Annotated in this window: 29 protein-coding genes; 12 read left to right on the top strand and 17 right to left on the bottom strand. The window is 53.3% G+C overall.

Features of this window, described 5'->3' with window-relative positions; all coding sequences use genetic code 11:
* Positions 1 to 252: 252 nt before the first annotated feature.
* The 3 genes from IGQ15_RS08750 to IGQ15_RS08760 form a co-directional block, all read right to left on the bottom strand.
* Positions 253 to 708, bottom strand: a complete 456-nt coding sequence (locus tag IGQ15_RS08750; protein ID WP_297050894.1) for a hypothetical protein — start codon at positions 706 to 708, stop codon at positions 253 to 255.
* Between the two features lie 135 nt (positions 709 to 843).
* Positions 844 to 1,536 (bottom strand): HEAT repeat domain-containing protein, encoded by a 693-nt coding sequence (locus IGQ15_RS08755; protein WP_297050896.1) that lies wholly within the window; start codon positions 1,534 to 1,536, stop codon positions 844 to 846.
* A 142-nt stretch (positions 1,537 to 1,678) separates the two neighbouring features.
* Positions 1,679 to 1,804 carry a photosystem II protein Y gene (locus tag IGQ15_RS08760; RefSeq protein WP_297050898.1) on the bottom strand — a complete coding sequence of 42 codons (126 nt, stop codon included), beginning with the start codon at positions 1,802 to 1,804 and terminating at the stop codon, positions 1,679 to 1,681.
* A 243-nt stretch (positions 1,805 to 2,047) separates the two neighbouring features.
* Between IGQ15_RS08760 and IGQ15_RS08765 the strand changes: the two genes are divergently transcribed.
* Positions 2,048 to 3,229: a pentapeptide repeat-containing protein gene (locus IGQ15_RS08765; RefSeq protein ID WP_297050900.1), complete on the top strand. Its 1,182-nt coding sequence runs from the start codon at positions 2,048 to 2,050 to the stop codon at positions 3,227 to 3,229.
* An 8-nt stretch (positions 3,230 to 3,237) separates the two neighbouring features.
* Here the strand turns inward: IGQ15_RS08765 and rodA are convergent, their stop codons facing one another.
* Positions 3,238 to 4,506 (bottom strand): rod shape-determining protein RodA, encoded by a 1,269-nt coding sequence (rodA, locus tag IGQ15_RS08770; RefSeq protein ID WP_297050902.1) that lies wholly within the window; start codon positions 4,504 to 4,506, stop codon positions 3,238 to 3,240.
* A 146-nt stretch (positions 4,507 to 4,652) separates the two neighbouring features.
* Between rodA and IGQ15_RS08775 the strand changes: the two genes are divergently transcribed.
* Positions 4,653 to 5,369 (top strand): pyridoxine 5'-phosphate synthase, encoded by a 717-nt coding sequence (locus IGQ15_RS08775; protein WP_297050903.1) that lies wholly within the window; start codon positions 4,653 to 4,655, stop codon positions 5,367 to 5,369.
* Here IGQ15_RS08775 and IGQ15_RS08780 read toward each other — a convergent pair.
* Both IGQ15_RS08780 and IGQ15_RS08785 read right to left on the bottom strand, forming a co-directional pair.
* Complete coding sequence (locus IGQ15_RS08780) at positions 5,359 to 5,814, bottom strand: YbjN domain-containing protein (RefSeq protein WP_297050905.1); 456 nt, start codon at positions 5,812 to 5,814, stop codon at positions 5,359 to 5,361. The genes IGQ15_RS08775 and IGQ15_RS08780 overlap by 11 nt on opposite strands.
* Before the next feature lie 31 nt (positions 5,815 to 5,845).
* On the bottom strand, positions 5,846 to 6,283 hold the full coding sequence (locus IGQ15_RS08785; RefSeq protein WP_297050908.1) for a hypothetical protein: 438 nt from the start codon (positions 6,281 to 6,283) through the stop codon (positions 5,846 to 5,848).
* 195 nt (positions 6,284 to 6,478) lie between these two features.
* On the opposite strand from IGQ15_RS08785, the gene IGQ15_RS08790 reads away from it, so the two are divergent.
* The 6 genes from IGQ15_RS08790 to scpB all read left to right on the top strand — a co-directional run bounded on the left by IGQ15_RS08790 (position 6,479) and on the right by scpB (position 11,006).
* Complete coding sequence (locus tag IGQ15_RS08790; protein WP_297050910.1) at positions 6,479 to 7,087, top strand: DUF3038 domain-containing protein; 609 nt, start codon at positions 6,479 to 6,481, stop codon at positions 7,085 to 7,087.
* Positions 7,087 to 7,761 carry a DUF4335 domain-containing protein gene (locus tag IGQ15_RS08795; protein ID WP_297050912.1) on the top strand — a complete coding sequence of 225 codons (675 nt, stop codon included), beginning with the start codon at positions 7,087 to 7,089 and terminating at the stop codon, positions 7,759 to 7,761. Before IGQ15_RS08790 ends, IGQ15_RS08795 begins: the two co-directional genes overlap by 1 nt.
* A 65-nt stretch (positions 7,762 to 7,826) precedes the next feature.
* Positions 7,827 to 8,360 carry a gamma carbonic anhydrase family protein gene (locus tag IGQ15_RS08800; protein WP_297050914.1) on the top strand — a complete coding sequence of 178 codons (534 nt, stop codon included), beginning with the start codon at positions 7,827 to 7,829 and terminating at the stop codon, positions 8,358 to 8,360.
* A 106-nt stretch (positions 8,361 to 8,466) separates the two neighbouring features.
* On the top strand, positions 8,467 to 9,492 hold the full coding sequence (gene plsX / locus IGQ15_RS08805) for a phosphate acyltransferase PlsX (protein ID WP_297050915.1): 1,026 nt from the start codon (positions 8,467 to 8,469) through the stop codon (positions 9,490 to 9,492).
* Entirely contained in the window at positions 9,492 to 10,481 is a 990-nt protein-coding gene (locus tag IGQ15_RS08810; RefSeq protein WP_297050918.1) for a beta-ketoacyl-ACP synthase III, read from the top strand. Before plsX ends, IGQ15_RS08810 begins: the two co-directional genes overlap by 1 nt.
* 3 nt (positions 10,482 to 10,484) lie before the next feature.
* On the top strand, positions 10,485 to 11,006 hold the full coding sequence (scpB, locus tag IGQ15_RS08815; protein ID WP_297050920.1) for an SMC-Scp complex subunit ScpB: 522 nt from the start codon (positions 10,485 to 10,487) through the stop codon (positions 11,004 to 11,006).
* Here the strand turns inward: scpB and IGQ15_RS08820 are convergent.
* Both IGQ15_RS08820 and IGQ15_RS08825 read right to left on the bottom strand, forming a co-directional pair.
* Complete coding sequence (locus IGQ15_RS08820) at positions 10,966 to 11,844, bottom strand: FHA domain-containing protein (RefSeq protein WP_297050922.1); 879 nt, start codon at positions 11,842 to 11,844, stop codon at positions 10,966 to 10,968. The two genes, scpB and IGQ15_RS08820, sit on opposite strands and share 41 nt — an antisense overlap.
* 43 nt (positions 11,845 to 11,887) lie before the next feature.
* Complete coding sequence (locus tag IGQ15_RS08825) at positions 11,888 to 12,064, bottom strand: hypothetical protein (protein WP_297050924.1); 177 nt, start codon at positions 12,062 to 12,064, stop codon at positions 11,888 to 11,890.
* A 375-nt stretch (positions 12,065 to 12,439) separates the two neighbouring features.
* Between IGQ15_RS08825 and IGQ15_RS08830 the strand changes: the two genes are divergently transcribed.
* From IGQ15_RS08830 to cysE, 3 genes are all read left to right on the top strand, one after another.
* Positions 12,440 to 12,994, top strand: coding sequence for a late competence development ComFB family protein (locus IGQ15_RS08830; protein ID WP_297050927.1), 555 nt, complete (start codon positions 12,440 to 12,442; stop codon positions 12,992 to 12,994).
* Entirely contained in the window at positions 12,991 to 14,601 is a 1,611-nt protein-coding gene (cimA, locus tag IGQ15_RS08835) for a citramalate synthase (RefSeq protein WP_297050929.1), read from the top strand. The genes IGQ15_RS08830 and cimA overlap by 4 nt, the downstream gene beginning before the upstream one ends.
* 75 nt (positions 14,602 to 14,676) lie before the next feature.
* Positions 14,677 to 15,417: a serine O-acetyltransferase gene (cysE, locus tag IGQ15_RS08840; RefSeq protein ID WP_297050931.1), complete on the top strand. Its 741-nt coding sequence runs from the start codon at positions 14,677 to 14,679 to the stop codon at positions 15,415 to 15,417.
* Here the strand turns inward: cysE and IGQ15_RS08845 are convergent.
* From IGQ15_RS08845 to IGQ15_RS08885, 9 genes are all read right to left on the bottom strand, one after another.
* Positions 15,398 to 15,931, bottom strand: a complete 534-nt coding sequence (locus tag IGQ15_RS08845; protein ID WP_297050933.1) for a DUF721 domain-containing protein — start codon at positions 15,929 to 15,931, stop codon at positions 15,398 to 15,400. The two genes, cysE and IGQ15_RS08845, sit on opposite strands and share 20 nt — an antisense overlap.
* A 16-nt stretch (positions 15,932 to 15,947) precedes the next feature.
* On the bottom strand, positions 15,948 to 16,835 hold the full coding sequence (locus tag IGQ15_RS08850; RefSeq protein ID WP_297050936.1) for a PRC-barrel domain-containing protein: 888 nt from the start codon (positions 16,833 to 16,835) through the stop codon (positions 15,948 to 15,950).
* Positions 16,836 to 16,983: 148 nt separating this feature from the next.
* On the bottom strand, positions 16,984 to 17,454 hold the full coding sequence (locus IGQ15_RS08855; protein WP_297050938.1) for an allophycocyanin: 471 nt from the start codon (positions 17,452 to 17,454) through the stop codon (positions 16,984 to 16,986).
* 21 nt (positions 17,455 to 17,475) lie between these two features.
* Positions 17,476 to 17,949 (bottom strand): allophycocyanin, encoded by a 474-nt coding sequence (locus IGQ15_RS08860; protein WP_297050940.1) that lies wholly within the window; start codon positions 17,947 to 17,949, stop codon positions 17,476 to 17,478.
* Between the two features lie 48 nt (positions 17,950 to 17,997).
* Complete coding sequence (locus tag IGQ15_RS08865; RefSeq protein WP_363315832.1) at positions 17,998 to 18,681, bottom strand: V4R domain-containing protein; 684 nt, start codon at positions 18,679 to 18,681, stop codon at positions 17,998 to 18,000.
* A gap of 157 nt (positions 18,682 to 18,838) precedes the next feature.
* On the bottom strand, positions 18,839 to 20,905 hold the full coding sequence (ligA, locus tag IGQ15_RS08870) for an NAD-dependent DNA ligase LigA (protein WP_363315831.1): 2,067 nt from the start codon (positions 20,903 to 20,905) through the stop codon (positions 18,839 to 18,841).
* An 18-nt stretch (positions 20,906 to 20,923) separates the two neighbouring features.
* On the bottom strand, positions 20,924 to 21,844 hold the full coding sequence (locus IGQ15_RS08875; protein WP_297050946.1) for an NAD(+) kinase: 921 nt from the start codon (positions 21,842 to 21,844) through the stop codon (positions 20,924 to 20,926).
* An 8-nt stretch (positions 21,845 to 21,852) separates the two neighbouring features.
* Complete coding sequence (locus tag IGQ15_RS08880; protein WP_297050949.1) at positions 21,853 to 22,845, bottom strand: NAD(P)H-binding protein; 993 nt, start codon at positions 22,843 to 22,845, stop codon at positions 21,853 to 21,855.
* Between the two features lie 126 nt (positions 22,846 to 22,971).
* On the bottom strand, positions 22,972 to 23,499 hold the full coding sequence (locus IGQ15_RS08885) for a pentapeptide repeat-containing protein (protein ID WP_297050950.1): 528 nt from the start codon (positions 23,497 to 23,499) through the stop codon (positions 22,972 to 22,974).
* 48 nt (positions 23,500 to 23,547) lie between these two features.
* Between IGQ15_RS08885 and aat the strand changes: the two genes are divergently transcribed.
* Positions 23,548 to 24,138, top strand: coding sequence for a leucyl/phenylalanyl-tRNA--protein transferase (gene aat, locus IGQ15_RS08890; protein WP_297050953.1), 591 nt, complete (start codon positions 23,548 to 23,550; stop codon positions 24,136 to 24,138).
* The last annotated feature ends 366 nt before the right edge of the window (positions 24,139 to 24,504 follow it).

Consider the following 24,504-nt stretch of genomic DNA (forward strand, 5'->3'; position numbering starts at 1 on the left):
ATAAATTGTCCAAGCAATCAGAGGAGGGGCTTGTATCTGAGGATCGCCGATTTTGGAAAAGGGCGGTAGGGTGGTAGTGAGGGCAATTCATGGGCTTCACGACCCTCTTCCCCAACAGCGATGCTCACGGGTCAAGCGGATAGCGATTCAGCGGGCCATTGAAGAGGCTAATTGGCATCGCTGTTTGTACAAGCCTTGGCACAGCGAAAAATTGGTGGAAACCCTCCGTTCAGGTCTTTCTTCAGAGGCCTCCTAGGGACGCAGGATCAACTGCCATTCCTGCGTTTGGCGATCGCGCTGAAGTTCGCTATTTTCACCAATGACATAGGGCCCCCAGTAGCGTTTGGAACCATCGAGGGTAAAGGCCAAGACAATATCCCCCGATTGGAGGGTGAGCTTACCTTCGGGCAGCGTTAATAGTAATCCCTTAACATTGCCTTCCATAGGGGCAAAATCCCAGTGAACTGCGCCTTGATCAGGATGGGCGCGATCGCGGGCCGGGAGCAACACCACCCGCACCGAAAAGGCCGTTTGATTACTGATGCGTAGCCCATTCGGTTGCGGATTGGCTGGCGGTTGAGGAGTGGGTAAAGGCTGAACAGCAGTGGTTTCTGGTTCTGCTTCGACAATGGGTGGCGGTTGGGTCAGCAGGTCTGGCTCCCACCAGAGTGTGAAATGTAGCTGTGAAAGAATAATCGCACCAAGCACCCCGATCAGCACTGCCACGAGGTAAGGAAGAAATTTAATTCGGATAGACATAGAGATAGGTTACTGCGGATGCCGCGCTTTCTTTCCAGTTTAAAGAGTTGTGGCAGAAACCGCAGTGGGCAAAAAAGTTTGCTCTCAATTACCAGTGTCCTGAACTTCAGAGGAAAGTCGCTCTTGCAAGCGTTGCAAAGAAATCTGGGCTGCCGCTGCCACATGGGGATGCTCATCCTTGGCGAGGTATTCCAGAGCGGCTTGGGTTTTCGGGCTAGGAAGGTTGCCCAGAGCTTCAGCGAGCCGTTGCCGTACTAACCAATCCTCTGCGCTCACAAAGGGCAAAATATCTTCGACAACACTGGGATCGCCAATTTCCCCCAGAGCGGCGATCGCCCCTTGGAGCATCACGACTTCCTGACTTTTCAGCGCTGATCGCAACACATCCACCGCGCGGGGATCCTTGAGATTGCCCAGCGCTACAGCAGCACTAAAGCGCACTAACCAATCGGTGTCTTCATAGAAAGCGCGCACCAGAGGTTCAAAGGCACGCCCATCTTCGAGATAGCCCAAGGCACCCGCAGCATCGGCACGAATACCATAATCAGGTTCACTCTCAAGCAACTGCACCAGAATTTCAAAGCACTCTGGTGTGGATTTGACCCCAAGGGCAAACACCGCCATTGAGCGAATCTGTAGATTTTCGTCCCAAAGAACTTTTTTAATTAGGGGTACGGCATCCGCAGAGGGGACATCCCGTAGCGCGGCTAACGCCAGCAGGCGATCACGGGAATTGGGACTTTCCAGTTGATGGGCAAGCTGTTCGAGGGAGGGCATGGCAGTAACCTGAAAACTAATTTACAAAAATTAACAATATATCCCCCATTATAAAAAAGTCTCCCCAAAGTAAAACCAGTGGACAGACGCCTGCTGATCTCTTGGGGAGAACTTGCCCAACAAACCATCTAAGATCCAAGTCCTAGGCTGCTTTTGCTTTTTGCAGGAGCTTTTGAACCTGCTTCACGGCATAGGGCAGAATATTGCGAGCTGCCCAGCCCGCAGCCAGTAGGATAGGTAACAGGACAATCAGGACACGCCAATCCATACCCATAACCTCCCAAAATGTTTTTTGAAAACTTTATGAATTATTGTACAGCCTTCTCTAAGGAGAGAAAGGGGGAACGTGATGTCACAAAGGAAAATTCTGACGGCAGCGCTTTTCTAAACCATCGACAAGCTATCCCATCCCAATGCTGGCGTTCACAGTTTTGGGTGTGTTCTCCTTTGGCAAAGGTCTGTATGATTGGTTTAATTCCTTGAAGGCCGAATCCTGATGGGCGAAGACAAAATGACCCTCCGTGAAAATCCGACGGTGGCTGCTTTGCGTCTCAGTAAAGTGTTAGCAGCTCGTAATCGTTGGCGCACGGGTTGGCAGTCTTTGCGTTCGGTGTTGATGCCGATTGCGATGGTCACTGTCTTGGTGGCTTGGGGACTCGATTGGGATGCGGTGGGTGTGGCGGCAGCCTTGGTGTTGGGGGCGCTGAGCTTCCCACTAGTGTGGACCTCCACCTACCACTGGTTTACGGAGGATCTGACAGCGCAGCAACGGCAGTTCATTGTGGCCTCACTAGGTCTGAGTTTGACGGTGGTGGCCCTCATTGCCATGACTGGGGCGATGGACTGGATTCGAGGACGCTTCCAAGGCACGAACTGGGAGGCGGTGGGGGCACTGGCTGAGGGCTTCGGTGCCTTGGGGCAAATTTTGGTGGCGCTCTTGGCGGCCTATGTGGCTTGGCGACAGTACGTCATCTCGCGGGATTTGACCACCCAACAAAACCGCATTACCCAACAGCAAACGATTGACAGTTATTTCCAAGGGATTGCCGATCTCATTCTTGACGATGAGGGGTTATTGGAGGATTGGCCGCCGGAACGGGCGATCGCTGAGGGACGCACTGCCGCTATCTTGGGGGGACTGGATGCCGAAGGCAAGGCCAAAATCATTCGCTTTTTGTCAGGCGCAAAGCTACTATCGCCGCTGAAGCGCGATCGCCGACTGGGACGGGCAATTTTTGATGGGCTGGGTGGCTATGAGGAAGACATTGAGTATGGTGTGCGGGTGATTAACCTTGGCAGTATGCTAGCGGGCGCTGATCTCAGTGGTACCGATTTGCGCTGGACCGAATTGAGTGATGCCAATCTAACGGGAACCCTCTTTCGCAACTGTAATTTGACACGAGCCAATCTGGCAGGGGCGATTTTGCAGGGGGCAGACCTGACCAATGCCGATCTCAGTCGTGTTCGCCTATTTTACGGCACGGTTGAGCAGGCTAGTCCCCGCGATCGCCTGAATCCTCCCAACTTTCGCACTGGGGCGCAGACGGGTGCGGTCGTCGAGGATGTCAACTTTACCAATGTCAAGAACCTCTCCGAAGAACAACGCTACTATTGCTGTGCTTGGAGTGGTAGCCGCTCCCGTGAAACGATTCCCGGTGGCTGTGAGGGCATTCCTAATAAGCTAGGACGCTAGGGCCTCGGTTAGTAGCGCGATCGCGGGCGATGATTCGCCACGGAGAGCACCATACCTAAGCCAAGATAGGTCGCCAGCATGGCTGAGCGGCCATAACTCACCAGTGGTAACGGCATTCCTGTCACGGGGAGCAGACCAATGGTCATGCCAATATTCACCACCACTTGAAACAGGATCATGGCAAAGAGACCGATCGCCAGCAACGAGCCAAAGTCATGACCCGCACTATTGGCAATTTGCAATAAGCGCAAACCAATTAACCAAAAGAGGCATAGGAGAACTAAACTGCCAATGAACCCCGTCTCCTCAGCGATCGCTGAAAAAATAAAGTCCGTATGCTGTTCGGGAATAAATCCCAACTGGGTCTGGGTGCCTTGAAAAATGCCCCGCCCCCATAGCCCACCGGCACCAATGGCAATCCGCGATTGAATCAAGTGGTAGCCAGCCCCAAGGGGATCCTTGTCGGGGTCAAGAAACATGAGAATACGGGTTTTCTGATAGTCCTTGAGCACACTCCAAAGCACTTGCCCCAAGCCAGCCCCCCCTAGATTGAGCACCAGCCCCCCCAATCCGCCGACCCAGCCCAAGGGCAAGCTCCGCCAAGCGACGACTGCCATCGCCAGTGTCCACGCCAACCAGATGACGAGATTGAGTTGGTAGGGTAAAGGCAGGGCAACAAGAATCGCCGCCACCAAAGGGGAAAGCATCAAGACAATCCAACTGCCGGGCGTATTCGCCCAGTAAAGCATCGTCAATGTAATGGCAATGAAAACAAGGGACGTGCCCAAATCCGGCTGCGTCAAAATCAGAAAAAAGGGGGGTGCGGTGGCTGCAAACACACTGAGAATGCCCTTCAGAGAGTGGCCTGAAATGCGGTGCAACAGTGCTGCTTGGGTAAGAATGAGGGAAATTTTGGCAAACTCCGAGGGTTGCAGGTTAAAGCCGCCAATCGCCAACCAGCGCTCTGCTCCCTTGGCCTCTACCCCCACGAGATCAACCGCCAGCAGCAGGGCACAGCTCAGGCCGTAGATGGCCCAATGACTGCCCATAAAGACCGACTCCGGAACGCGAGCAAGGATGAGGGCAAGAATTGTACCCATCCCCCCCACCAATAAATGCTGGAGACTATCGTTTTCCTCGAGGTGGAGTTGACTACTGTGGATGAAGACCGCCCCAATGACCGTGGTTGCCCAAACAGCGCCCAACAGCAGCCAATCCACGCCTCGCCACGGATAAAACCAGCCAAAAGTCCACCGTCGGGGTACTCGCCAAGCCATCAGCCACTGTCCTGTCTCTCCTAGGGAGTTAGTCTATCGGCTGGCTCAAAGGGTTGCAAACGGACAGCTCGGACAACCGACATGGCACCTTGCCTTGGTGTATTATCCAAAAGGTTGAGCTTCTATTCCGACAAGGAGCGATCGCAGTGGCAACCCTAGGGGTCAACATTGATCATGTGGCAACGATTCGCCAAGCCCGGCGCACAGTTGAACCCGATCCCGTAGCCGCAGCCGTTTTGGCAGAACTGGGGGGAGCGGATGGCATTACCGTACATCTGCGGGAAGATCGTCGCCATATTCAAGAACGGGATGTGCGCCTCCTGCGGCAAACGGTACGCACCCATTTGAACCTAGAGATGGCTGCCACTTCCGAAATGGTGGCGATCGCCCTTGACGTTCGGCCGGATTACGTGACGTTAGTACCTGAGCGGCGCGAAGAAGTCACTACCGAAGGGGGGCTAGATGTGGTGGGTCAGCAGGAACCCTTGACCCAAGTGGTGCAAACGTTGCAAGGAGCGGGGATTCCTGTGAGTTTATTCATTGATGCGGATCCTGCCCAACTGGAAGCCGCTGCCAAAACCACTGCTCAATTTATTGAACTGCACACCGGTCGCTATGCCGAAGCCAAAGGGGAAGCGGCCCAACAACAGGAGTTAGCGATTTTAGCTCATGGTGTCCAACAGGCAACATCCTTGGGCTTGCGGGTGAATGCAGGTCATGGGCTGACCTACACCAATGTAGGGGCGATCGCCCGCCTTGAAGGTATCGAAGAACTCAATATTGGCCACACGATTATTAGCCGCGCTGTTCTTGTGGGTATGGTGCAAGCAGTACGGGATATGAAAGCGCTGATCAGCTCTTAAACTGAGCCCTAAGGGCGTCATCATAGTCATCAGCTAGTGTCGCCACAATCGTAATTAGGCGGGAAATTTCACAGGCAGTAATCCCCCCTAGGGTGCGGGTAGCCACGACTTGGACTTGGTCTTCGGCAATGGCAAAGTGTGCCTCGAGGGTGGTGAGCCAGTTCAACCTCAGGAGCTGACGATAGAGTGCCAATTCATCCGTTACGGGCAGAGGCAGTACCGGAGACCAAATGGTGAGAAAGTCTTCCGCCGTATGACCACTCAACTGCACAAAGACCTCGGCACTGCCATAGCGAAACATCCAAATTTTGCCACTGTCCGTTTGGCCAACGAGGGGGGCGTCCCCTTGGTGGAGACTAGAAATCACCGTTTCAATGATCTCAACCGCATTTTCTGGAGGCGCGTCAAGGGATGCTGCGGGAACGGGCTGCACTTCAGTGACCATGGTCATTCCTTTCGTGAATCAGGACAACTGGTTAGAGGACTTGGTGGGTGTAGGCGTGTTGTTTGACATTGTCGGCAGCGGTAACGATACGCTCGGAGTTGAGCACCCGTTTGCGTTCTGTGGAGGTATTAAAGTTGCGATAGGTTTCGCCAAGGGGAATATGGCGGGTACTTTGGGGACGGGCAATGTAGGTACGTGCGGCAGCCGCAAGGCGATCGCCATAGTCATCACACAGATGGGCACTGGGGGGAAACTGCTGCTGCACCTGCTGCGGGTCTTGGGCTGTACCATAGGTGAGGGCATGGGCTTCACTGTAGGAAGTGGGCAAGCCATGGAGCAGGGCTTCCAACGCCGCTGAGGGAATCGGCTCAATCACCTCTATGGGCTGGAGTTTTCCCTCTACCTGCACAAAACAATGAGCCAGTCCAAGCACCACATAGGCTTCTGGGGGGGGAATCTCTTGACTCATTGCAACCTCACAATGATGTGACTCCCCTCAAGTCTAGCCTGCTTTTCGCAAAATCAGCCTAGTGGGCAACATACAAAAAGGGGCGGCAGTCGTCAGCAGAGAAACGGCTAAGATCGTTTAGGCCTATTTCACCATGAGTCCTGTCATTATTGCTGTATAGTGAGCACTCTAGAGAGTATGGAAACGGCAAACTCAATGCCAGCAACAATCGAATCCCCTGAAGTTGAGCTATTACCCCCGATCTTGGCAGCACTGCCCGACCCCCAAGGGGTAAGTGTGTGTCCTCGGCGGGCACGTTGGCAATTAGACTTATTGTTGCTTGCCCTAGAGTGCGTTGATTTGCATGCCTCTGAGTTAATGTTACAAGTGCTGCGGGATTTGCAACTGCAAGTGATGATCCCCAATCGGGTCGTATTTTGGCAAATTCGCTGCACCAATCCCTTTCGCCAAATTACCCAGCGTACCCCCTTGCCCTTGGCGGAAACAAAGGCACTCACCGCAGTGGTTGTGCAAGTGGCGCGGCGGCAGACAGCAATCCTGCGGCATTTACTTTTGGTGTTGGATCAATTGCAGGCGCAAAATTTGCCCCCAGAAACCTATGCCCCCTTGGCAGAGTATTTAGATCGCTTTCGCCGCCATTTTCGCAAGCGCATGAACCTCCAGCGATCGGGTCTCTTTCTCTACAAAAATAACCAAGCCCTCAATGAGTTAGGTCTCAAGCTGTTGGCACAACTTCTGCTCTGTGCAGGCACAAAGGGCATGGAACGCCTTTGGTTTAGTTTATTTGATGGGGAAGTCAGTTAATGCTGCTGCAACGCCAGTATTCATTGCCCAATTGCAGACTGCGAATTGAAGGGCTGAGTGGTCAAGCCGGCGCAGAGCAGTTGGATATTGTCACCCTCTGCGAGTGGGAGATTATTGACCAGAATCAGCGGGTCAAGGGGGGCAAAAAATTCCTGGTGGCGTTACTCAATAGTGTGCCCGCAGCGGCGCAAACATGGTTGAGTGGTGTGAAGTTGCGGCGATCGCCCCAGTACCCAATTCAGGTCGAAATTCGGGCCTCTAATCAAGTATCCCTCCGTATTCCGCGCAAGCTACTGCAAGTCCCCCCAGAAGAAAATGCAGAGCCACCCGCCAACGATGAAGCAGGGGAAACCCTAGAAGTTCATCTTACATGGTTACAATTCGCTGATTTAGTGGAGGCACTGGATCAACTCTGTAGTGATAGCCAAACACTGCCTACCCTGATACCGACATTCCATTCCCTCCCGCGGCGGGCGATCGCCCCTGCTGTGCCTTTGCGCAAACAACTGATGCCCTTGGGAATTGGCGCTGCTAGCTTAGCCGTAATGGCTGCCATCTTTTTCCATCTACCGGTGCCCGAACGCCGTCCCCCCCGCGAGGAAGCTGTGCCCCCCACCCCCGAAGCCGTCACGCCCTCACCGGCGCCCACGACACCAGCAACCCCAAATCCTTAGGTTAGTTTCAGGCCTACCCTCAATTTGGAAACTGTGGTTTAGATTTTTGATGCTTGGAATAAACTATGGTAATCACTGCCCCTAGTGCTTTTTGGCCCGCCGTTGCCAGCGATCGCGCTGCCTTTATTGCCCCCAATGCCACCCTTGTTGGTGATGTCCGCTTGGGTGAAGGCTGTAGCATTTGGTATGGCGCTGTGTTACGCGGTGACGTGGAGTACATCGAGATTGGTGCCCACACCAATGTTCAAGATGGTGCCATTCTCCATGGTGATCCGAGACAACCCACAATCCTTGGTGCAGAAGTGACCGTCGGGCATCGCGCGGTCATTCATGGGGCAACCGTTGAAGATGGCTGCTTAATTGGCATTGGCGCCGTAATTCTTAATGGCGTTCGAGTCGGAGCTGGCAGTATTGTCGGTGCAGGGGCAGTGGTCAGCAAAGATGTCCCCCCACGCTCTTTGGTTGTGGGCATTCCCGCCAAAGTGGTGCGAGAAGTGAGTGACACTGAAGCCACCGATCTACGCCAGCATGCCCGCAAGTATGAACAACTGGCTCATGTCCACAATGGCACAGGCACCGATCTAGGGTTCTATCCGTAGAAGCTTGTCCTAAACTAACCCCCACCGTGTTCAGTGTCCGCCATTCTTAGGAAAAGCGCTGTCATCTGCTAGAATTCTGTAGGATTTTCTCGTAAGAGTTCAGCCAATGACTCGTGCACGGATTGCTGTGGATGCCATGGGGGGTGACTATGCTCCCGATGAGATTGTTGCCGGTGCCCTCAGAGCCAGTGAAGAATTAGATGCCGATATCCTCCTTGTGGGTGATCCAGTGCCCATTCAGCGCTACCTCAATGAACATGCCCCCACAGCCAAGCCCCAAATTGTCGAAGCGAGTGATGTTGTGGAAATGGGGGAAGAACCCCTGACCGCTCTGAAAAAGAAACCCAGGGCCTCAATTAACGTGGCGATGGATCTGGTCAAAGCGGGTGCAGCTGATGCGATTGTTTCCGCTGGTCACTCAGGGGCAGCGATGGCTGCGGCACTATTACGCTTAGGCCGACTCCCCGGCATTGATCGCCCCGCCATTGGTGCCGTCCTACCCACCCTTATCCCCGGCAAATCCGTTCTTGTCCTCGATGTCGGTGCCAATGTGGACTGCCGCCCCAAATACCTTGAGCAATTTGCGGTCATGGGTTCGATCTACAGCCAGTACGTCTTGGACGTCGAAGATCCCAAGGTGGGCTTGCTTAACATTGGCGAAGAGGACTGCAAAGGCAATGATCTGGCTCTAAAAGCGCATCAACTCCTGCGGCAAAATCGCCAAATCTCCTTCTTGGGCAATGCCGAAGGCCGCGATGTCCTGTCGGGACAATTTGATGTCGTGGTCTGTGATGGCTTTGTCGGCAATGTTCTACTTAAATTTGCTGAATCCTTGGGTAGTGTCCTCGTCCAAATTCTCCGTGAAGAGCTACCTCGGGGCTGGCGCGGGCAACTGGGTACGGCGCTGCTACGTCCCAATCTCCGCAAAATTAAGCAACGCATTGATCATGCGGAACATGGGGGGGGTTTGCTGTTGGGAGTGGATGGCATCTGTATCATTAGCCACGGCAGCTCCCAAGCGCCCTCGATTTTCAATGCCATTCGCCTCGCCAAGGAAGCGGTGGATCATCGCGTTTCAGAGCGGATTCAGGCCTGTTATCAGCATGCCGTTGCCGTTGAGGATCAGGCTTAGTGACTGTGCAGGGCGTTAAATTTAGCGGCGTGGGCGCGGCAACCCCCCGTCAATGCTTGACCAATGCCCACCTCAGTGCCCTTGTGGATACTTCTGATGAGTGGATTCAATCCCGTACGGGCATTCAAGAACGGCACGTGGCAGCTCCTGACCAGCGCCTTGCGGATTTGGCCAGCGAAGCAGCGGGCGCAGCCCTACAGATGGCCGGCCTAGAACCCACAGCAGTGGATTTGATCATCTTGGCCACTTCCACGCCCGATGATCTCTTTGGCACCGCTTGCTTGGTGCAAACTCGCATTGGTGCGGTAAATGCGGTGGCCTTTGACTTAACGGCTGCCTGTTCTGGCTTTCTCTTTGCCTTGGTTACGGCGGCTCAGTATTTGCGCACCGGTGCCTACCGCCGTGCTTTGGTCATTGGTGGTGATATTCTGTCTCGCTGGGTCGATTGGGGCGATCGCCGCACCTGCATTCTCTTTGGCGATGGCGCCGGCGCGATGGTTTTGCAAGCCAGCGATGCTGATCAACTCCTCAGCTTTGAATTACGCAGTGATGGCCGCCTTAATGAGCACCTTACCCTTGCCTTTGCTGGTACTCCCCAGACCTTAGGGGACAATCTGGCGATCGCCCAAGGGGGATTTGCTCCTATTGCCATGAATGGCCGTGAAGTTTATCGCTTTGCCGTCACTCAAGTCCCCGAAGTCATTGAAAAAGCCCTGCACCGCGCTGGGTGTACGGTTGAGGAAATTGACTGGCTGGTGTTGCATCAGGCAAATCAGCGCATCCTTGATGCTGTGGCCGAGCGTTTAGGCATTCCTCAGGAGAAAGTGATTAGCAATGTGGGTCAGTGTGGTAATACCTCCGCCGCCTCGATTCCCCTTGCCCTTGCAACTCCGATTCAACAGGGGCATATTCAACCCGGAGACTTAATTGCCGCCGCTGGTTTTGGTGCCGGTTTAACTTGGGGAGCTGCCCTGTTCCGCTGGCAATAGCCTATGCAAGGGGACATTGACCTGCGTACATTAACCATGCGGGTGGAGGCCATTCTATACCTGAAGGCGCAGCCCCTGACCCTTGCCGAACTAGCAACCCTCGCCGCCACTAATCCTGAAACCATTGAACTGGCACTGATTGAGCTACTCAACGACTATGCCCATCGCCAAACCGCCCTTGAAATTGTCCAAATTGACGATAAATACAGCCTGCAATTAAAGCCCGCCTTTCAAGAACTGGTCCAGTCCCTTGTCCCCGTTGAATTGGGGGTTGCGGCACAGCGCACACTAGCCCTGATTGCTTTTCGTGGCCCCATTCGCCAACCAGAGGTGATTGAACTGCGGGGTTCTAGTGCCTACCAACACATTCAAGAACTCCTCACCCTTGGGTTTATTCAGCGGCGGCGGGATAGCCAAAGTCGCTCCTACATCCTCCAAGTCACTGAGCGCTTTCACCAGTATTTTCAGGTAGATCAACTGCCAACTATTGAAGGGGAAAGGGCGGGCGATTCACATACTCACTGAGCAACTGGGAGGGCAAATCGTCATTTGTCGCCAATTGCAGATTCAAAAGGGCAACTGCGAGCTTGTCTTGCTCTAGTTTGTTGCGCCCCAAAGCCTTGAGAATGCGCCGCAATTGAGCTGCAATTTCTGCCCCAAACATTGTGAGATTTTCATCGGGCAGTGCGGGGAGCCAATCAATTGCCCCATGCTCCACTGCCCATTGTCGCTGCATGGGGGAAATGTGGTTGTCGTAGCGGTCAATAATGCAACTGCGCAGCTTGGGATAGGTTGCCTTGATCCAATTCAAAAGGTTGCCAATATCCGGGGTTTCCAGTTGCGAATCAAGGAGCAGCAGGTCAGGGTTGCGCTGCATCACGGTCACAAAATCACTAATAATACGGCGGCTATTGATTTGTCCTGACTCCACAATAACTTCTAACCCCTGACTCCGCAGCAATTCTTGCCAAATTTGCACTTGAATGCCGGGGGGTTGAATGATGAGAATCGTGGGTTGAAGGGCAAGAGGGGCATCTGGCGGGGTGGTGGAGACAGCCTCATCCTTACGAAATTCAAGGGTTGTTTTACCGATAATAAAGCGATCGCCCGTTTTGAGGAGCGTCGGCACCTGAATCATTTGACCATTCAGCACACAGCCATTGCGACTCCCCAAATCAATGAGATAATAATCATCATTATCCAGACGCTGAATCATAGCATGGCGACGGGAAGACCAGCGATCCGCCAAAACAATTGTGCAGTCTTTACCTCGACCAATTACCCATGAATTGCCTTGGGTAAGAGGGACGACATAGGTGCTGGCCTCTGTGGAGATGACCAATTGTGGATACTGTGGTAACAAGGTGATCCCTCTTCCAACTCCCTGTAGGAATAAATTCGGTCTCTCAGTCCTTATATTCAAAATGATAGTCGGGACATTGAATAGCGGCTTCCGTCGCTGCCCAATCGGGATGTAGTGAACACTTGAGGCGATAGTCTCCTGAAAAGAAACGACAGCGAGAACAGGGAATTTGATGCAAACGGCGGGCGATCGCCAGACCCTCCTGTGTGAATTGCCACACATTCCACGCCATCATTATCAGCAGCAGCCAAGCAAAACAGAAACAAATTGGTACTCGTAATGGCTCTACGGTATGTAAAAAAGATGACAACCAAACAACCATAGGCTGCACCACAAGAAGAAATGAGAATGATGTGGGCAACTGCTAGCCTTTAGTTATTTCCTACGACAATTTTACCACTTGACTATCCAGGTATGAAGATTTCGTCGGATTTGGCACTTCTTTGCAACAGTTCTTATCGTTATCTTATCGTTACAGGCTTTTTCTAAACTATGGGCTACATACAATGCAAAATTACCCCTGCCCTTGGCAGTTCCTCGGCATATACTAAGTGAGTGGGGGAGTGCCCCTACAGCAATTACAGCGGAAACACGTATGGGGATTCAAGAGATTGTTGAACAAGCACTGCGCAATGGTTATCTCACACCAACGCAGGAGGCAGAAGTAGGACGCATTTGCGATAAAGCTACAGAACTCTCTGTGGAAGACTACATGGCGTTGGATCGCCTCATGGGTGCCCTATTGACGGGGCAAGTGGTGGCTGTCCCCCGCAAGCAATTTATCAACATCATGGAAGAATTGGTGCTCACCGAGGCAATTACCCGTATTGCTGCCATTGAAGCGGAGCAAGAATGCGCCCTTGATTTGGGAGATATTGCCGCCTACGCCCTCAACCGCCTTCCCCCGCTCTACGCCACAACCGAAGAGGGCGCGCAGTATCAACGCCAGCGGGCTGAAGAGGAACTCATGGATCTGATTCGCACCCAAGTCCAAGAGGCCATTAACCACAGCATGGCGCGGCCACAAGCTCATCCGGAGCGATCGGCCATTGGCAAAACCTCCGGCAAAGAGGTCTTTACTCAAGTCAGCTCTCTACTGCAAGCCTACGCCAATGACTACGAGCGTCCCAAGGGAGAGTCAGCACGGTGAAAATTTCGCTGTACGATACCACCCTCCGCGATGGCGCCCAGCGGGAAGGTCTCTCCCTCTCCCTCGAGGATAAACTGCGGATTGCCCGTCAACTGGATCGCCTTGGCATTCCCTTTATTGAGGGAGGGTGGCCGGGAGCCAATCCCAAGGACGTGCAGTTTTTTTGGCAGTTGCAGGAAACGCCCCTCCAACAGGCAGAAATTGTTGCTTTTTGTGCCACTCGTCGCCCCGGCCGCAAGGCAGCAGAAGAGCCAATGTTTGAGCCAATCCTAGCAGCCGGTACCCGCTGGGTGACACTCTTTGGCAAATCTTGGGATCTGCATGTCACCGATGGTCTCAAGACCACATTGGCGGAGAACTGCGCCATGATTGCCGACTCAATCCAGTTCCTCAAATCCCAAGGACGGCGGGTGATCTACGATGCCGAGCATTGGTTTGATGGCTATCTTGCCAATCCAGACTATGCCCTACAAACCCTTGAAACGGCTTTGGCCGCTGGGGCAGAATGGCTCGTTCTGTGTGATACCAATGGCGGTTGCTTGCCCCATCAAATTCAGGCCGTGGTGGCAGAAGTGATGGCGCACTTTGGTGGTCTTGATTGTCTGGGGATTCACACCCACAATGATGCGGGGACGGCAGTGGCCAATGCCCTTGCGGCGGTGCAAAGTGGGGTGCGGATGGTGCAGGGAACGATCAACGGCTATGGCGAACGCTGTGGCAATGCCAATCTGTGTACGTTGATTCCCAATCTGCAATTGAAACTCGGCTATGACTGTGTTACCCCAGAGCAGTTGGCGACACTAACGGAAGTCAGCCGCCATGTCAGTGAAATTGTCAACCTTGCCCCCGATGATCACGCACCCTATGTGGGACTGTCGGCCTTTGCCCACAAGGGGGGAATCCATGTCAGTGCCGTGCAGCGCAATCCCCGTACCTACGAGCATATTGAGCCGCATTTGGTGGGCAATCAACGGCGCATTATTATTTCTGAGCAGGCGGGCATTAGCAATATTTTGGCGAAAACCAGTGAACTCGGCTTTGAGTTGGATCGGCAGCATCCCCTGAGTCGGGCGATTTTGGAGCGGATTAAGCACCTCGAAAGCGAAGGTTATCAATTTGAAGCGGCGGAAGCTAGCTTTGAACTGCTGATTCAGGAGGTCCTAGGGCAACGCCAGCGACCCTTTACCCTCAAAGGCTTTGATGTTTTTTGCCGCACCGATTCACGCCAACTAGAGGCCACAATTCGCAGTCAGTCTCTGGCCACGGTCAAAGTTGAAGTCAATGGTGAGGAGATGCTCACAGCGGCGGAGGGCAATGGTCCTGTCTCAGCATTAGATCAGGCGCTGCGCAAGGCCTTGATGTCCTTCTATCCAGAGATTGCCGAGTTTCACCTGACAGACTACAAGGTGCGGATTTTAGATGGCCATGCCGGCACGGCAGCCAAAACCCGGGTGCTGGTGGAATCTAGTAATGGGCGGGATCGCTGGGCAACGGTGGGGGTCTCTGCCAATATCATTGAAGCCTCCTACCAAGCGGTTGCCGAAGCCCTCGAATATGGCCTACAGCGCACTCGGCGATCGCATCCTTCCCCTTTGGTGGCCTCCTGAACCCTCTTAGACCTGGGCAAAATCCGCTAAGATCGAAACTGGTGTTTAGGTTGCATCACTGCCAAGGAGCCGCGTGTGCTCAGCACCCTCAAAGCAGATTTCCAAATTATCTTTGAACGGGATCCCGCTGCCCGCAATTGGTTAGAGGTTGTTTTTTGCTATCCCGGACTTCAGGCCATTGTTCTCCATCGGTTGAGCCACTGGCTTTGGCGGCGGGGTGTTCCCTTTGTCCCCCGCTTCATTTCCCACATTGCCCGCCTGCTTACGGGGATTGAAATTCACCCTGGCGCCACGATTGGCAAAGGCGTTTTCATTGATCACGGCATGGGGGTTGTCATTGGTGAAACCGCGATTGTGGGGAATTACTGTTTGATTTATCAGGGAGTCACCCTCGGCGGTACCGGTAAAGAAACGGGAAAGCGGCACCCGACCCTCGGTGAAAATGTGGTTGTCGGTGCCGGAGCGAAAGTGTTGGGCAACCTCACAATTGGGGACAATGTGCGCATTGGCGCGGGGTCTGTGGTGCTGCGGGATGTGCCCTCGGATTGTACAGTGGTGGGGATTCCCGGGCGGATTGTCTATCGTACAGGTGCCAAAATTGCTCCCTTGGAACACGGTCAACTGCCAGACTCTGAGGCCGAAGCAATTCGCTATCTCTTGGATCGCATTGAACTCCTGGAGAAACAGGTGCAAACACTGCAACAGCAGGAAAAGGTACCTGCCCTTGTGCAAGGACATTTGCAAGCCTCCCAAGGTCAAGCCTGCCGCCTTAGCGATCGCCCCATTGAAGAGTTTCTCAACGGCTCTGGCATCTAGGCTGCCGCGTAGCACACAGGCCACAGAGCCCCCAGCGCTGTAATTCTTTGATGGGTGTAGGGCACTGACAGCGGGGGCAGAGGGGATAGTCTCGCGATCGCTGGCGCACTTGGGCTTGCCATCGTTGAAAAGCCTCTTGGGGAGTGGCCGCAGGCGCCACACTGGGAAGCTTCCCTACTTTCGGTAAGGCCTCATGGCTGGCGATCGGCGAGCGTTGGGGTTGCCAGTCCCGATTGGAAAAGCGAATATCCCTGAGGGAAATACCTAGGGTCTGCTGAATTTTGGCCATCAAGGGCGATCGCGAAAACATCAGATGATGTGCCCAAGTACTACTGGCAACCGCCACTCGTAAAACCCCTTGACCCGTGAGTTCCAGCGGTACAGTGTGCGCCGCCACAACGGTCCCCACCAGCTCTGGCCAATGCTCCAAGAGACGCAAGAACTGCTGCGGCTGCTGCCATTCAGGAGCCTGCTGCCACTGCTGAAGTACCGTGGCCAGTGGGACATAAGCCATCGTGGACTATTCCCAACTATTCGTGATCGTATTCCTCTTGCTTTTGCCGCTGCTCAAGGCGAATCGGTTGTTGTTCTTCCCAAGGATCGGCAGTGGGTTCCGATTCCGGCAGTTCTACGGGCATGGCTTGAGCTGGAGGTTTAACTTGACGTGAGCGGGGACGCTCTTCGTACTCATACTCCTCCTCATACTCCACATACTCGGGCTGGCGACGGCGACGCCGGGGAGCGGTTTCCCAATCGGCTTCGTAATCACTGCGGCTGCGTTGGGGGGGATAGACGGGCGATCGCGCCCCGGAGGGCAATTGATTACTGCTCGGCGTAACGGGTTGATAGTACTCGTCCTCGTCGCTTTCCCAAGGGGGTGCCCCCAAGCCGACCCGTTCTAAGAGACCCACTGTTAATTGCCGCAGGCGCGTTTCTGCCCCTTCAAAGACAATAATGCGATCAGGCCCGGTGCTGACAATTTCCTCAATGGGCAACTCGTAGGTGCTAATCAGTTGAGCTGGAATCCAAGGCAAGCCAATGGAAGCCAAAATCAAATCCGTAATGTCGCCCGTTTCGGGATCAAACTTAAAACCCCGTACCTTACCCAGCACTTCACCGGTTTCCGTCACAATCTCACTATCAATCAATGTGCTGTAGTTGTAGGTATTGAGAGCTTCCGTGACATCATCATCGTGCTCAACGAGAATGACATCGCCAATTTGGCGAATACTGTCGAGAAGAATGTAGCGTTGCTCCCCTGTAAAGAGGGTATTGCGTACCCCCAAGGCCACCACTTGCCGCTGGTCAATATCGACCCAAACTTGATTAATGACGCCTAACTTCCGACCAGTATCACGGGTAATTACCTGTGTACCGATCAAATCTGCCCGTTGCAGCAATTGCGCCGATATGGTCATGCCTTTGTGTATCCCAATGAATCTTAGTAATACTATAGCGGCGAATACCAGTGGTACGCCAAAGGCGATCGCAGGAGTGATAAATTCCCCCGTGCAATCGGTGCTTCTAGGCTAGCGCATTTTTGCCCCACTGCTGAGTGAAGTGAGTCTATTCCCCTAGGATGGACTGGGTAAGTGCCATCACAGGCTGCATTAACGGTGCTTCCTCGCCCGAGAGCACTTGATTGACCGCTTGGGGCAGGACTTGGTACGTCACTTGCGCCACCTTCTCATCCTTGAAGGCCTTAATGATCGTGCGGTACCACAGCAAGAAGCCGTCCCGCAGGGCATCCAAATCCGCAAATAACATCGCGGCTGCCGCTAGGCGCAGCACATGCTTGCGATCCCGCCGACACACTGCCGAATAATCCTGATTGCCCTTGCGGAAAATGTAGGGACTTTTAGCCCGCAGTTGCTGCTCCACCTGATTGAGGATTTTCTCCTCGGCGTCACGGATTTTTTCATAGGCACTAATGCGCTGCTCTGCAGCTGCTAGATAGTTTTTGAGGAACTCTAGCTCTTCGGTGCTGGCATAGCGGCCATCGGCCTCAAGGCTGAGTTTTTCCAGTTGACGCAGCATAAGTCCCACCCCACAACAACTCTATTTTGACAAAATTGAACTGCCGAGGGCAAGAACAGGCTGCATCACCTGCTGTTCTTCGGGTGTGAGCAGTTCCTTCATCATGTTCGGCAGGTACTTGCCATAGGTGGAGGAGGAAGACGCCTCGTAGTTGAAGGATTTGACAATGGTGCGATACCAAAGCAAAAAGTTGTCCCGCAGCAAATCCAACTCAGAAAAGAGCATTGCCGAAGCGCACAGGCGAATCGTATCCACCAAGTCACGACGGCAAATTTCTGAGCGATCGCCATTGATCAAATGAAAACAGCGGGGATTTTCTGCCTTTTGCATGGATTGAATTTTATCCGCCATCATTTCCGCCTCAGCACGGATTTTTTCGTAGGCACTGATGCGAGTCTCCACCGAGGCCAGATAGTCCCGCAAAAAGTTTAATTCCTCAGGACGGGCATAGCGACCATCGGCAACAACGGTTAAGTGATTCAACTGACGGAACATAGGGTAACCCTCGCTAGAAAATAAATGAACACACTCATCTGTGGCTTATCATTTCACCAACTCCCCTTGGCGCAGGCGTTTTTCAATATCCCGTGCCGTAGCTCCTTCGTTTTGCCAGAAGGCGGCCGCATCAATGCGATCCTGTTTACCGACGAGAAACTTACAGTAGGTTTCCCCCATGGCATAGCACTGCAACTCGATACAACTCAGGGGCTTTTGAATCAATCCCGTAAAGAAGCCCGCAAACAGACCGGCATAGATGTAGCAGACTGGCTTACCCACATCCCCAAGGGTACGTGCCACCACGGAGTCAAAGATATTGATGAACATAAAACCATTCTTTTGCTCCGTGAGATCCACTTCCCAGTTGCCCCAGCCTAGGGTTATAAAGGGCCACCACCAAGCCTCTAGGATAAATGTCAAAGCGGACTTGCGCAGTTCGCGCTGGTACTCCTGTTCAAAGTGTTGCTTAAAGACAACCGCATCGCGTTTGCCCCACTCTTCGCCAATTTTGTACATGACAAGGGCAGAGGCAGGACCAACTTCCTCTTCGAGACCTTCCACTAGGCCAATGACAAAGTCTTCTGTCGCTAGAGCAATCCGCTGATCATACCAGTCGGTAATGCTGCCCCGTTGGCTATCAAATTGCAGATAGTCCCGCAGGCTATAGTGATTGGTGCGCGTCGGATGAGTTTGGTGTAACTGATGCTGATAGCCCTGAGCAGGGGTCATAGCATTGGCACTCCCGGCAGGTCGAGACGGCGTGACAGAAACCATAGATCAGCGAATTGCCCCCTATTGTGCTTGAACGTTAGGTACTAAGCAGCCACACTTTTTAGGCTAAAAGATTTTTCAGGGTTTTGACTCCATACTTCCACGGATTTTTTGTCTAACGACACATTTCTATAAGTTCTGTTTCACTGATGCAGGGAATACCCAATTCTTGAGCGCGTCGCAATTTACTCCCCGCTTTTTCGCCCACCACCAGATAATCTGTTTGCCGACTGACACTCTCACTCACTTGACCGCCATGCTGCTGGATCAGCGTTTTGGCTGCTTCACGGGTGAAGCTGGGCAGGGTGCCTGTAATCACAAAACGTTTGCCCGCAAGGGGTTGTCCTGTCGTTGGTACAGTGGTCGCTGTCGCCGCCAGTTGTAGCCCTAAGGCTTTGAGATCCGCAATGAGGGCTTGGTGCGCTGCATCTCGGAACCACTCGTGGACCGCTTGGGCAATGTCCTCACCAATGCCATAGACCCCACACAGATCGGCGATGGTAGCAGCGGCCAGTTCCTCAACAGACTTGAATTGAGCGGCAAGCACTTGGGCATTGACACTCCCCACATGGCGGATGCCTAAGCCGTAGAGCACCCGTGGCCACGGTTGTTGTTTCGAGTCGGCGATCGCCTGCAACAATTTATCAACGGACTTTTGACCCATGCGCTCGAGGCGCAACAGTTGTGCTGCCGTGAGGTGATAGAGATCTGCCGGGGTGCGCACCAATTCCTTGGTCACCAATTGCTGTACCAGCTTTTCCCCTAACCCTTGAATATCCAAGGCATCCCGACTCGCCCAATGGAGGATTTGCCCGCGCACGATCGCTGGACACCGAGGATTGACACAGCGACTCACAGCTTCGTTGGCAGGGCGCACCACCGGCTGATGACATTCAGGACACACTGTGGGCATTGTAAAGGGTTGAGCCGTTGGTGGTCGCAATTCCGGAAAGACCCGCACAATCTCTGGAATGATTTCGCCAGCTTTGTGAATCACCACCTTATCGCCAATGTGCAAATCCAATTTGGCAATATAGTCTGCATTGTGCAACGTTGCCCGTGATACAGTGGTACCTGCTAATTGCACCGGCACCAGTTCAGCCACCGGGGTGAGCGCACCCGTGCGTCCCACCTGAACTGTAATCCCCGTCACATCGGTAATCGCCTGTTCCGGTTCATACTTCCAAGCAATACAACCTCGGGGAAACTTTTGCGTAAACCCAAGGGTCTGTTGCAGCGTTAAATCATTGAGCTTGACCACAATGCCATCGGTCAGATAGGGCAGTTGGTGGCGTGCGGTTTGCCAGTGGTCGTAGTAGGCTTTCACGGCCTCTAGGTCAGGGCAGTCGACATTGTGGGGATTGACCCGAAAGCCAAGGCATTGCAGCGCATTGAGCACTTGCCACTGCGATTGGGGTTCTCCTGCTGGGTTCTCACCAACGCTACCCCCTTCAGGTAAATGCAGCGCATAGGCAAAGAAGTCCAGTTGGCGTTGGGCAACAATGCGAGGATCCAGTTGACGGAGAGTACCGGCGGCGGCATTGCGGGGATTCGCAAAAGGAGCCTCTCCTTGGGCTTGGCGTTCTTGGTTCAGTTGATGGAATCGTGCCAAAGGCAAAAAAGCTTCCCCCCGAACTTCAACGATCGGCGGTGGGTTCTCTACGGCTAGCCGTAGGGGAATGGTGCGAATCGTCCGCACATTGCTGGTAATGTCCTCACCGCGTTGGCCATCGCCCCGAGTTGCCCCCCGCACCAGTAAACCCTTTTCGTAGGTCAAAGCAAGAGCCACGCCATCCACTTTGAGTTCGCAGACATATTCCGGCGGGGGAATTGGCTCCTCTCGCCGTAGGCTACGCCAATAGCGCTGCCAGCGTTCCTGCCACGCCACCATATCGGCAAAGGTAAAGGCGTTTTCGAGGCTATAGAGGGGAATGCGATGGCTGACACTCTCAAATTGACTGCTGGGAGCTTCGCCGACCCGCTGGGTAGGGCTGTCGGGGGTGATGTACTCAGGATGAGCCGCTTCTAATTCCTGAAGTTCGCGATAGAGTTGGTCATAGACTTCATCTTCCATGATCGGCTGATCGAGGGCGTAGTAAGCGTAGCTCGCACGCTGAAGCAGGTGCCGCAGTTGTTGAATCCGTTCGGCAGCTGTCGTCATCGGGGGTTCCTTCGAGACCATTTGCCCAATGGATTTGTACTATTCTTGACTATTCTTGGGGCGTGGTTTGGCCCCATGGGGCAGTCCCCAGCCCAGTTTTTGCCGCAGCACATGGAAGAATTCTGGCGCACGCAGGCGAATGAAGCGGGCACGGTAGGGAGCACGTTGTACAAAAACTTGATCCGCCGGCTGAATGTAGCAGCCTGCATTGCCATCCACCACCAGAATCAGATGCTTGAAGGGGTTCGCGGGATAGATCCACACGGGTTCGGTGTTGGCAAAGACAAGGGCACGGGACGCTAAAGAGTGGGGACAAATCGGCACCAATTGTAAAGCCGCTACACCGGGGGTAATTACGGGACCACCCGCTGAGAGGGCATAAGCCGTAGAACCGGTGGGGGTGGAGAGAATCAAGCCATCGGCAGCAATATCAACGCGGGCATGGGCACCCACATCCACCTCAAAGTGGCACATTCCCGTCAGGGGTTCTTTATGGATCACCATTTCATTGAGGGAGAGGGCTTCCCAAATAACGGTTTGATCGCGGAGGACTTGAACCGTGAGCATCGTGCGATCTTCAATCGTGTAATCGCCACGCAGCACTTGATCAAGGGCAGGTTCTAAATCGGCGACGTAGCCCTCGGTGAGAAAGCCCAAGTGCCCGGTGTTAATCGTGAGCAGCGGAATCTCACAGGGAGCCAACTGCCGAAAGGCAGAAAGTACAGTGCCATCGCCGCCCAGAACAACCGCAAAGGCCATGGAAGCATCAAAGCCGGGGGGCACCAGTTGATCAATGGGGGTATGGCAGACGGGACTATCGGGACGGGAATAGCCAAGAATGCCACCAATCCCCGTGGCCATGTGCACTTCCCAGCCCTGAAGTTCTAAAATTTGACGGACATGGGTAGCCAATTCGACCGCAAGGGGTTTGCCTTCGTTGTAAATGATCCCCGCCTTCACAGCAACTCCTAGGGGGTGGACTTAAAGGGACTGCGTTTTTTGCGTCCAGATTTTTTCTGTTTGGCTTTTTCGTAATCCAATTCTTTGAGTTTACGCAGAATTCGGGTGAAATAGTCTTGTAAATAGGCCTCAAGGGTCAGGGTTTCGTTGGGATCGAGGTCAAAGGTGCGATAAACTTCCTCCATTGGGGCATTGAAGACTTGACCACTGGCAATCACTTCCGTAAAGGCAAGGCGATCGCTAATGTTCCATGTCCACTGAAACCACTGGGTGGCCTGCCGTGCGGCTCGCAAAACCCCAATGGGCAAACGGGTAATTTTCGCCTCCTGCCCTGAGAGATTTTCACATAGCTTAATAATTTCATCGGCTGTCCAAGCGCGGGTGCCTGCTAGGTCAAAGGTTTTGCCATAGGTCGCAGGCCGATCAATGGCACGCACGGCAAATTTGGCTACATCCTGAGTATCCATGTAGGCAATGGCGGTGGACTCTCCCAAAACCCAAATGGATTGATTTTCCAGAATCGGGATCGCATATTGGCCAATCAAGCCTTGAAAGAAGCCACAGGGACGCAGGATCGTGTAGTTTAGCCCTGATTCGCGCAAGAAGTCTTCGGTACAGTGCTTGATTTGCATCAGGGGCACGTGGGGATAGTCCTGCGCTCCCATAATCGAGAAAAAAATCAGGTGTTCAATCTCAGCAGCTTGGGCAGCCTGAATCAAGTTGACCTTGCCTTGCCAATCCACTGCTTCGATGGTTAGGGTATCGGTGGGGCGAGTGGCAGAGGCATCAATGACCACGGAAGCTTTGGCGTACTGCAATGCCTCAAGAAGACTGTCAGCAGCACAGAGGTTTCCCTGAAGAATGGTGGCGCCCCATTCCCGCAGAAACGTGGCTTTGGCTGGACTGCGAACAAAACAATAGACCTGGTGTCCTTCATCTAAGGCACGGCGCACAATTTGCCGCCCTAGGGTACCCGTACCGCCAACAATAAAAACGTTCATGAAAAACTCTAGTCATAAATCTTAACTTTTGTAATACTTTATCAGAATTCCCGACATGGGCGATCGCGAAGCGTGCCCCTTGGGCAATCGCGGGGATCATCCTTCTTCGGAGCAAATGAAGACGGATTAAGTGGCAAAGTCTTCACAGTGGAGCGTTTCCCATGTTTTGCGCCCCGTTACGGGATTGGTGCCACTGGCAACGTTGCAGAGCTTGCGTTGGGCGTCTTCCCGCAGTTCCACATCGGTAAAGTCAGCACCAGTGATAATGGCATCGTCAAAGTTGGTATTAAAGGCAAAGGCACCTTCAAGGATGGCATTGGTGAGATTGGCCTTGGTCAGCCGTGCGGTGTCCAATGTGGCGTAGCGTAAATCGGCACCTTCGAGGTTGGCCGTTTCCATGTTGGCACCAAAGAAGCTCACTCCCTGAAGATTGGTGTGGCTGAGGTTACTGTGGAAGAGGTTGGCTTTAGTGAATTCAGATCCCCGCAAATCCCGTCCAGAAAAATCCATATTGATCAGGGCTTCTTTTGTGTAATCTTCAGCGATCGCCCCCGTGGGGGTGAGCAGAATCCACAGGATGGCCAATAGCAGTGCTACACACCAGCGCCAGTAACGGCTAATGGTTGTCATTACAGCCGAGGATGAGAGTAGCATAGGCAACACTAGAGTGAATGTGAAGTGTCTATTGTTCAGATTATCAGTATGCAGATTTCTGAGACCGAGTGGGTACGCGATACCTTTATTGATGGTGGCTATGCTGAAGGCTACTTTCTCATGGGGAAAGGGGATGACCTAGAGTGGTACACTGCCCGTGAGCGGGCATTGATTCCCCTTGATGAGCGGTTTCGCTATCCGAAGTCTTTGCAGCGGGTGCTCAATCAAAATCGCTTTCAAGTGGCGATTAACCGAGACTTTGCTGCTGTGGTTGAGGGGTGTGCCGATCGCCTGAGTACATGGATAACACCCCGTCTCAAGGAAGTATACCATCTGCTTTACACCACGGGTTGGGCAGTCAGTTTTGAAACGTGGCAGGGCGATGAACTGGCAGGGGGGATTCTCGGTATTGTTATTGGCGGCGCCTTTATTGGCGAGTCCATGTTCTATCGCATTCCCGACGGCTCGAAAGTAGCGATGGTGAAACTAGTGGAGCATCTGCGGCGTCGCGGCTTTCTGCTGTTTGATGCCCAACTGCAAAATCCCCATCTTGAGCGCTTTGGGGCGTATGTTGTCAGCGATCGCGAGTATCGGCAGTTACTGGCACAGGCAATTCGTCAACCCTGTCAATTCCTATAGTGCTTTAAGACAAGTGGCTGCTTCAATGATCTATCAGAAACAATTAATCTATTCTTCAACCAAACTTAGTCATAAATTAGTCATCAATACACTCATGTTGCGGATGTTTTTGAGCGGAAAAGCTATACTGTGAGCCAAGATGGACTCCCTTCAAAAAAATGATTACTTTGCGCTGGCGAAGTGGTTGGAACCCACGCATGCAAACCGTGATTAATCGCTATATGCTGCCGGACGTTCGCCGGGGCCAGATGGCGCAGGGCATCATGAAGGGGGTGCGTGCTCTGCTCAATGAACTGGGGACAAATCAGTTAACTACCTCCACCCTGTCCCCTCAACTTACACGAGCACTGCCAGCGGGAACATTAT

The sequence above is a fragment of the Thermosynechococcus sp. M98_K2018_005 genome (assembly GCF_015295825.1).
Lineage (GTDB): Bacteria > Cyanobacteriota > Cyanobacteriia > Thermosynechococcales > Thermosynechococcaceae > Thermosynechococcus.

Bases quoted from the DNA above. Each gene is read 5' to 3' on its own strand.
- IGQ15_RS08860 (WP_297050940.1), bottom strand. From the start codon at position 17,949: ATGTTCCGTCAGTTGAATCACTTAACCGTTGTTGCCGATGGTCGCTAT.
- IGQ15_RS08760 (WP_297050898.1), bottom strand. From the start codon at position 1,804: ATGGATTGGCGTGTCCTGATTGTCCTGTTACCTATCCTACTGGCTGCG.
- IGQ15_RS08795 (WP_297050912.1), top strand. From the start codon at position 7,087: ATGCTGCTGCAACGCCAGTATTCATTGCCCAATTGCAGACTGCGAATT.
- ligA (WP_363315831.1), bottom strand. From the start codon at position 20,905: ATGGTCTCGAAGGAACCCCCGATGACGACAGCTGCCGAACGGATTCAA.
- IGQ15_RS08765 (WP_297050900.1), top strand. From the start codon at position 2,048: ATGACCCTCCGTGAAAATCCGACGGTGGCTGCTTTGCGTCTCAGTAAA.
- IGQ15_RS08800 (WP_297050914.1), top strand. From the start codon at position 7,827: ATGGTAATCACTGCCCCTAGTGCTTTTTGGCCCGCCGTTGCCAGCGAT.
- IGQ15_RS08830 (WP_297050927.1), top strand. From the start codon at position 12,440: ATGGGGATTCAAGAGATTGTTGAACAAGCACTGCGCAATGGTTATCTC.
- IGQ15_RS08885 (WP_297050950.1), bottom strand. From the start codon at position 23,499: ATGCTACTCTCATCCTCGGCTGTAATGACAACCATTAGCCGTTACTGG.
- scpB (WP_297050920.1), top strand. From the start codon at position 10,485: ATGCAAGGGGACATTGACCTGCGTACATTAACCATGCGGGTGGAGGCC.
- IGQ15_RS08880 (WP_297050949.1), bottom strand. From the start codon at position 22,845: ATGAACGTTTTTATTGTTGGCGGTACGGGTACCCTAGGGCGGCAAATT.
- IGQ15_RS08865 (WP_363315832.1), bottom strand. From the start codon at position 18,681: ATGACCCCTGCTCAGGGCTATCAGCATCAGTTACACCAAACTCATCCG.
- IGQ15_RS08790 (WP_297050910.1), top strand. From the start codon at position 6,479: ATGCCAGCAACAATCGAATCCCCTGAAGTTGAGCTATTACCCCCGATC.
- IGQ15_RS08845 (WP_297050933.1), bottom strand. From the start codon at position 15,931: ATGGCTTATGTCCCACTGGCCACGGTACTTCAGCAGTGGCAGCAGGCT.
- IGQ15_RS08855 (WP_297050938.1), bottom strand. From the start codon at position 17,454: ATGCTGCGTCAACTGGAAAAACTCAGCCTTGAGGCCGATGGCCGCTAT.
- IGQ15_RS08850 (WP_297050936.1), bottom strand. From the start codon at position 16,835: ATGACCATATCGGCGCAATTGCTGCAACGGGCAGATTTGATCGGTACA.
- IGQ15_RS08780 (WP_297050905.1), bottom strand. From the start codon at position 5,814: ATGGTCACTGAAGTGCAGCCCGTTCCCGCAGCATCCCTTGACGCGCCT.
- IGQ15_RS08755 (WP_297050896.1), bottom strand. From the start codon at position 1,536: ATGCCCTCCCTCGAACAGCTTGCCCATCAACTGGAAAGTCCCAATTCC.
- IGQ15_RS08785 (WP_297050908.1), bottom strand. From the start codon at position 6,283: ATGAGTCAAGAGATTCCCCCCCCAGAAGCCTATGTGGTGCTTGGACTG.
- plsX (WP_297050915.1), top strand. From the start codon at position 8,467: ATGACTCGTGCACGGATTGCTGTGGATGCCATGGGGGGTGACTATGCT.
- aat (WP_297050953.1), top strand. From the start codon at position 23,548: ATGCAGATTTCTGAGACCGAGTGGGTACGCGATACCTTTATTGATGGT.
- rodA (WP_297050902.1), bottom strand. From the start codon at position 4,506: ATGGCTTGGCGAGTACCCCGACGGTGGACTTTTGGCTGGTTTTATCCG.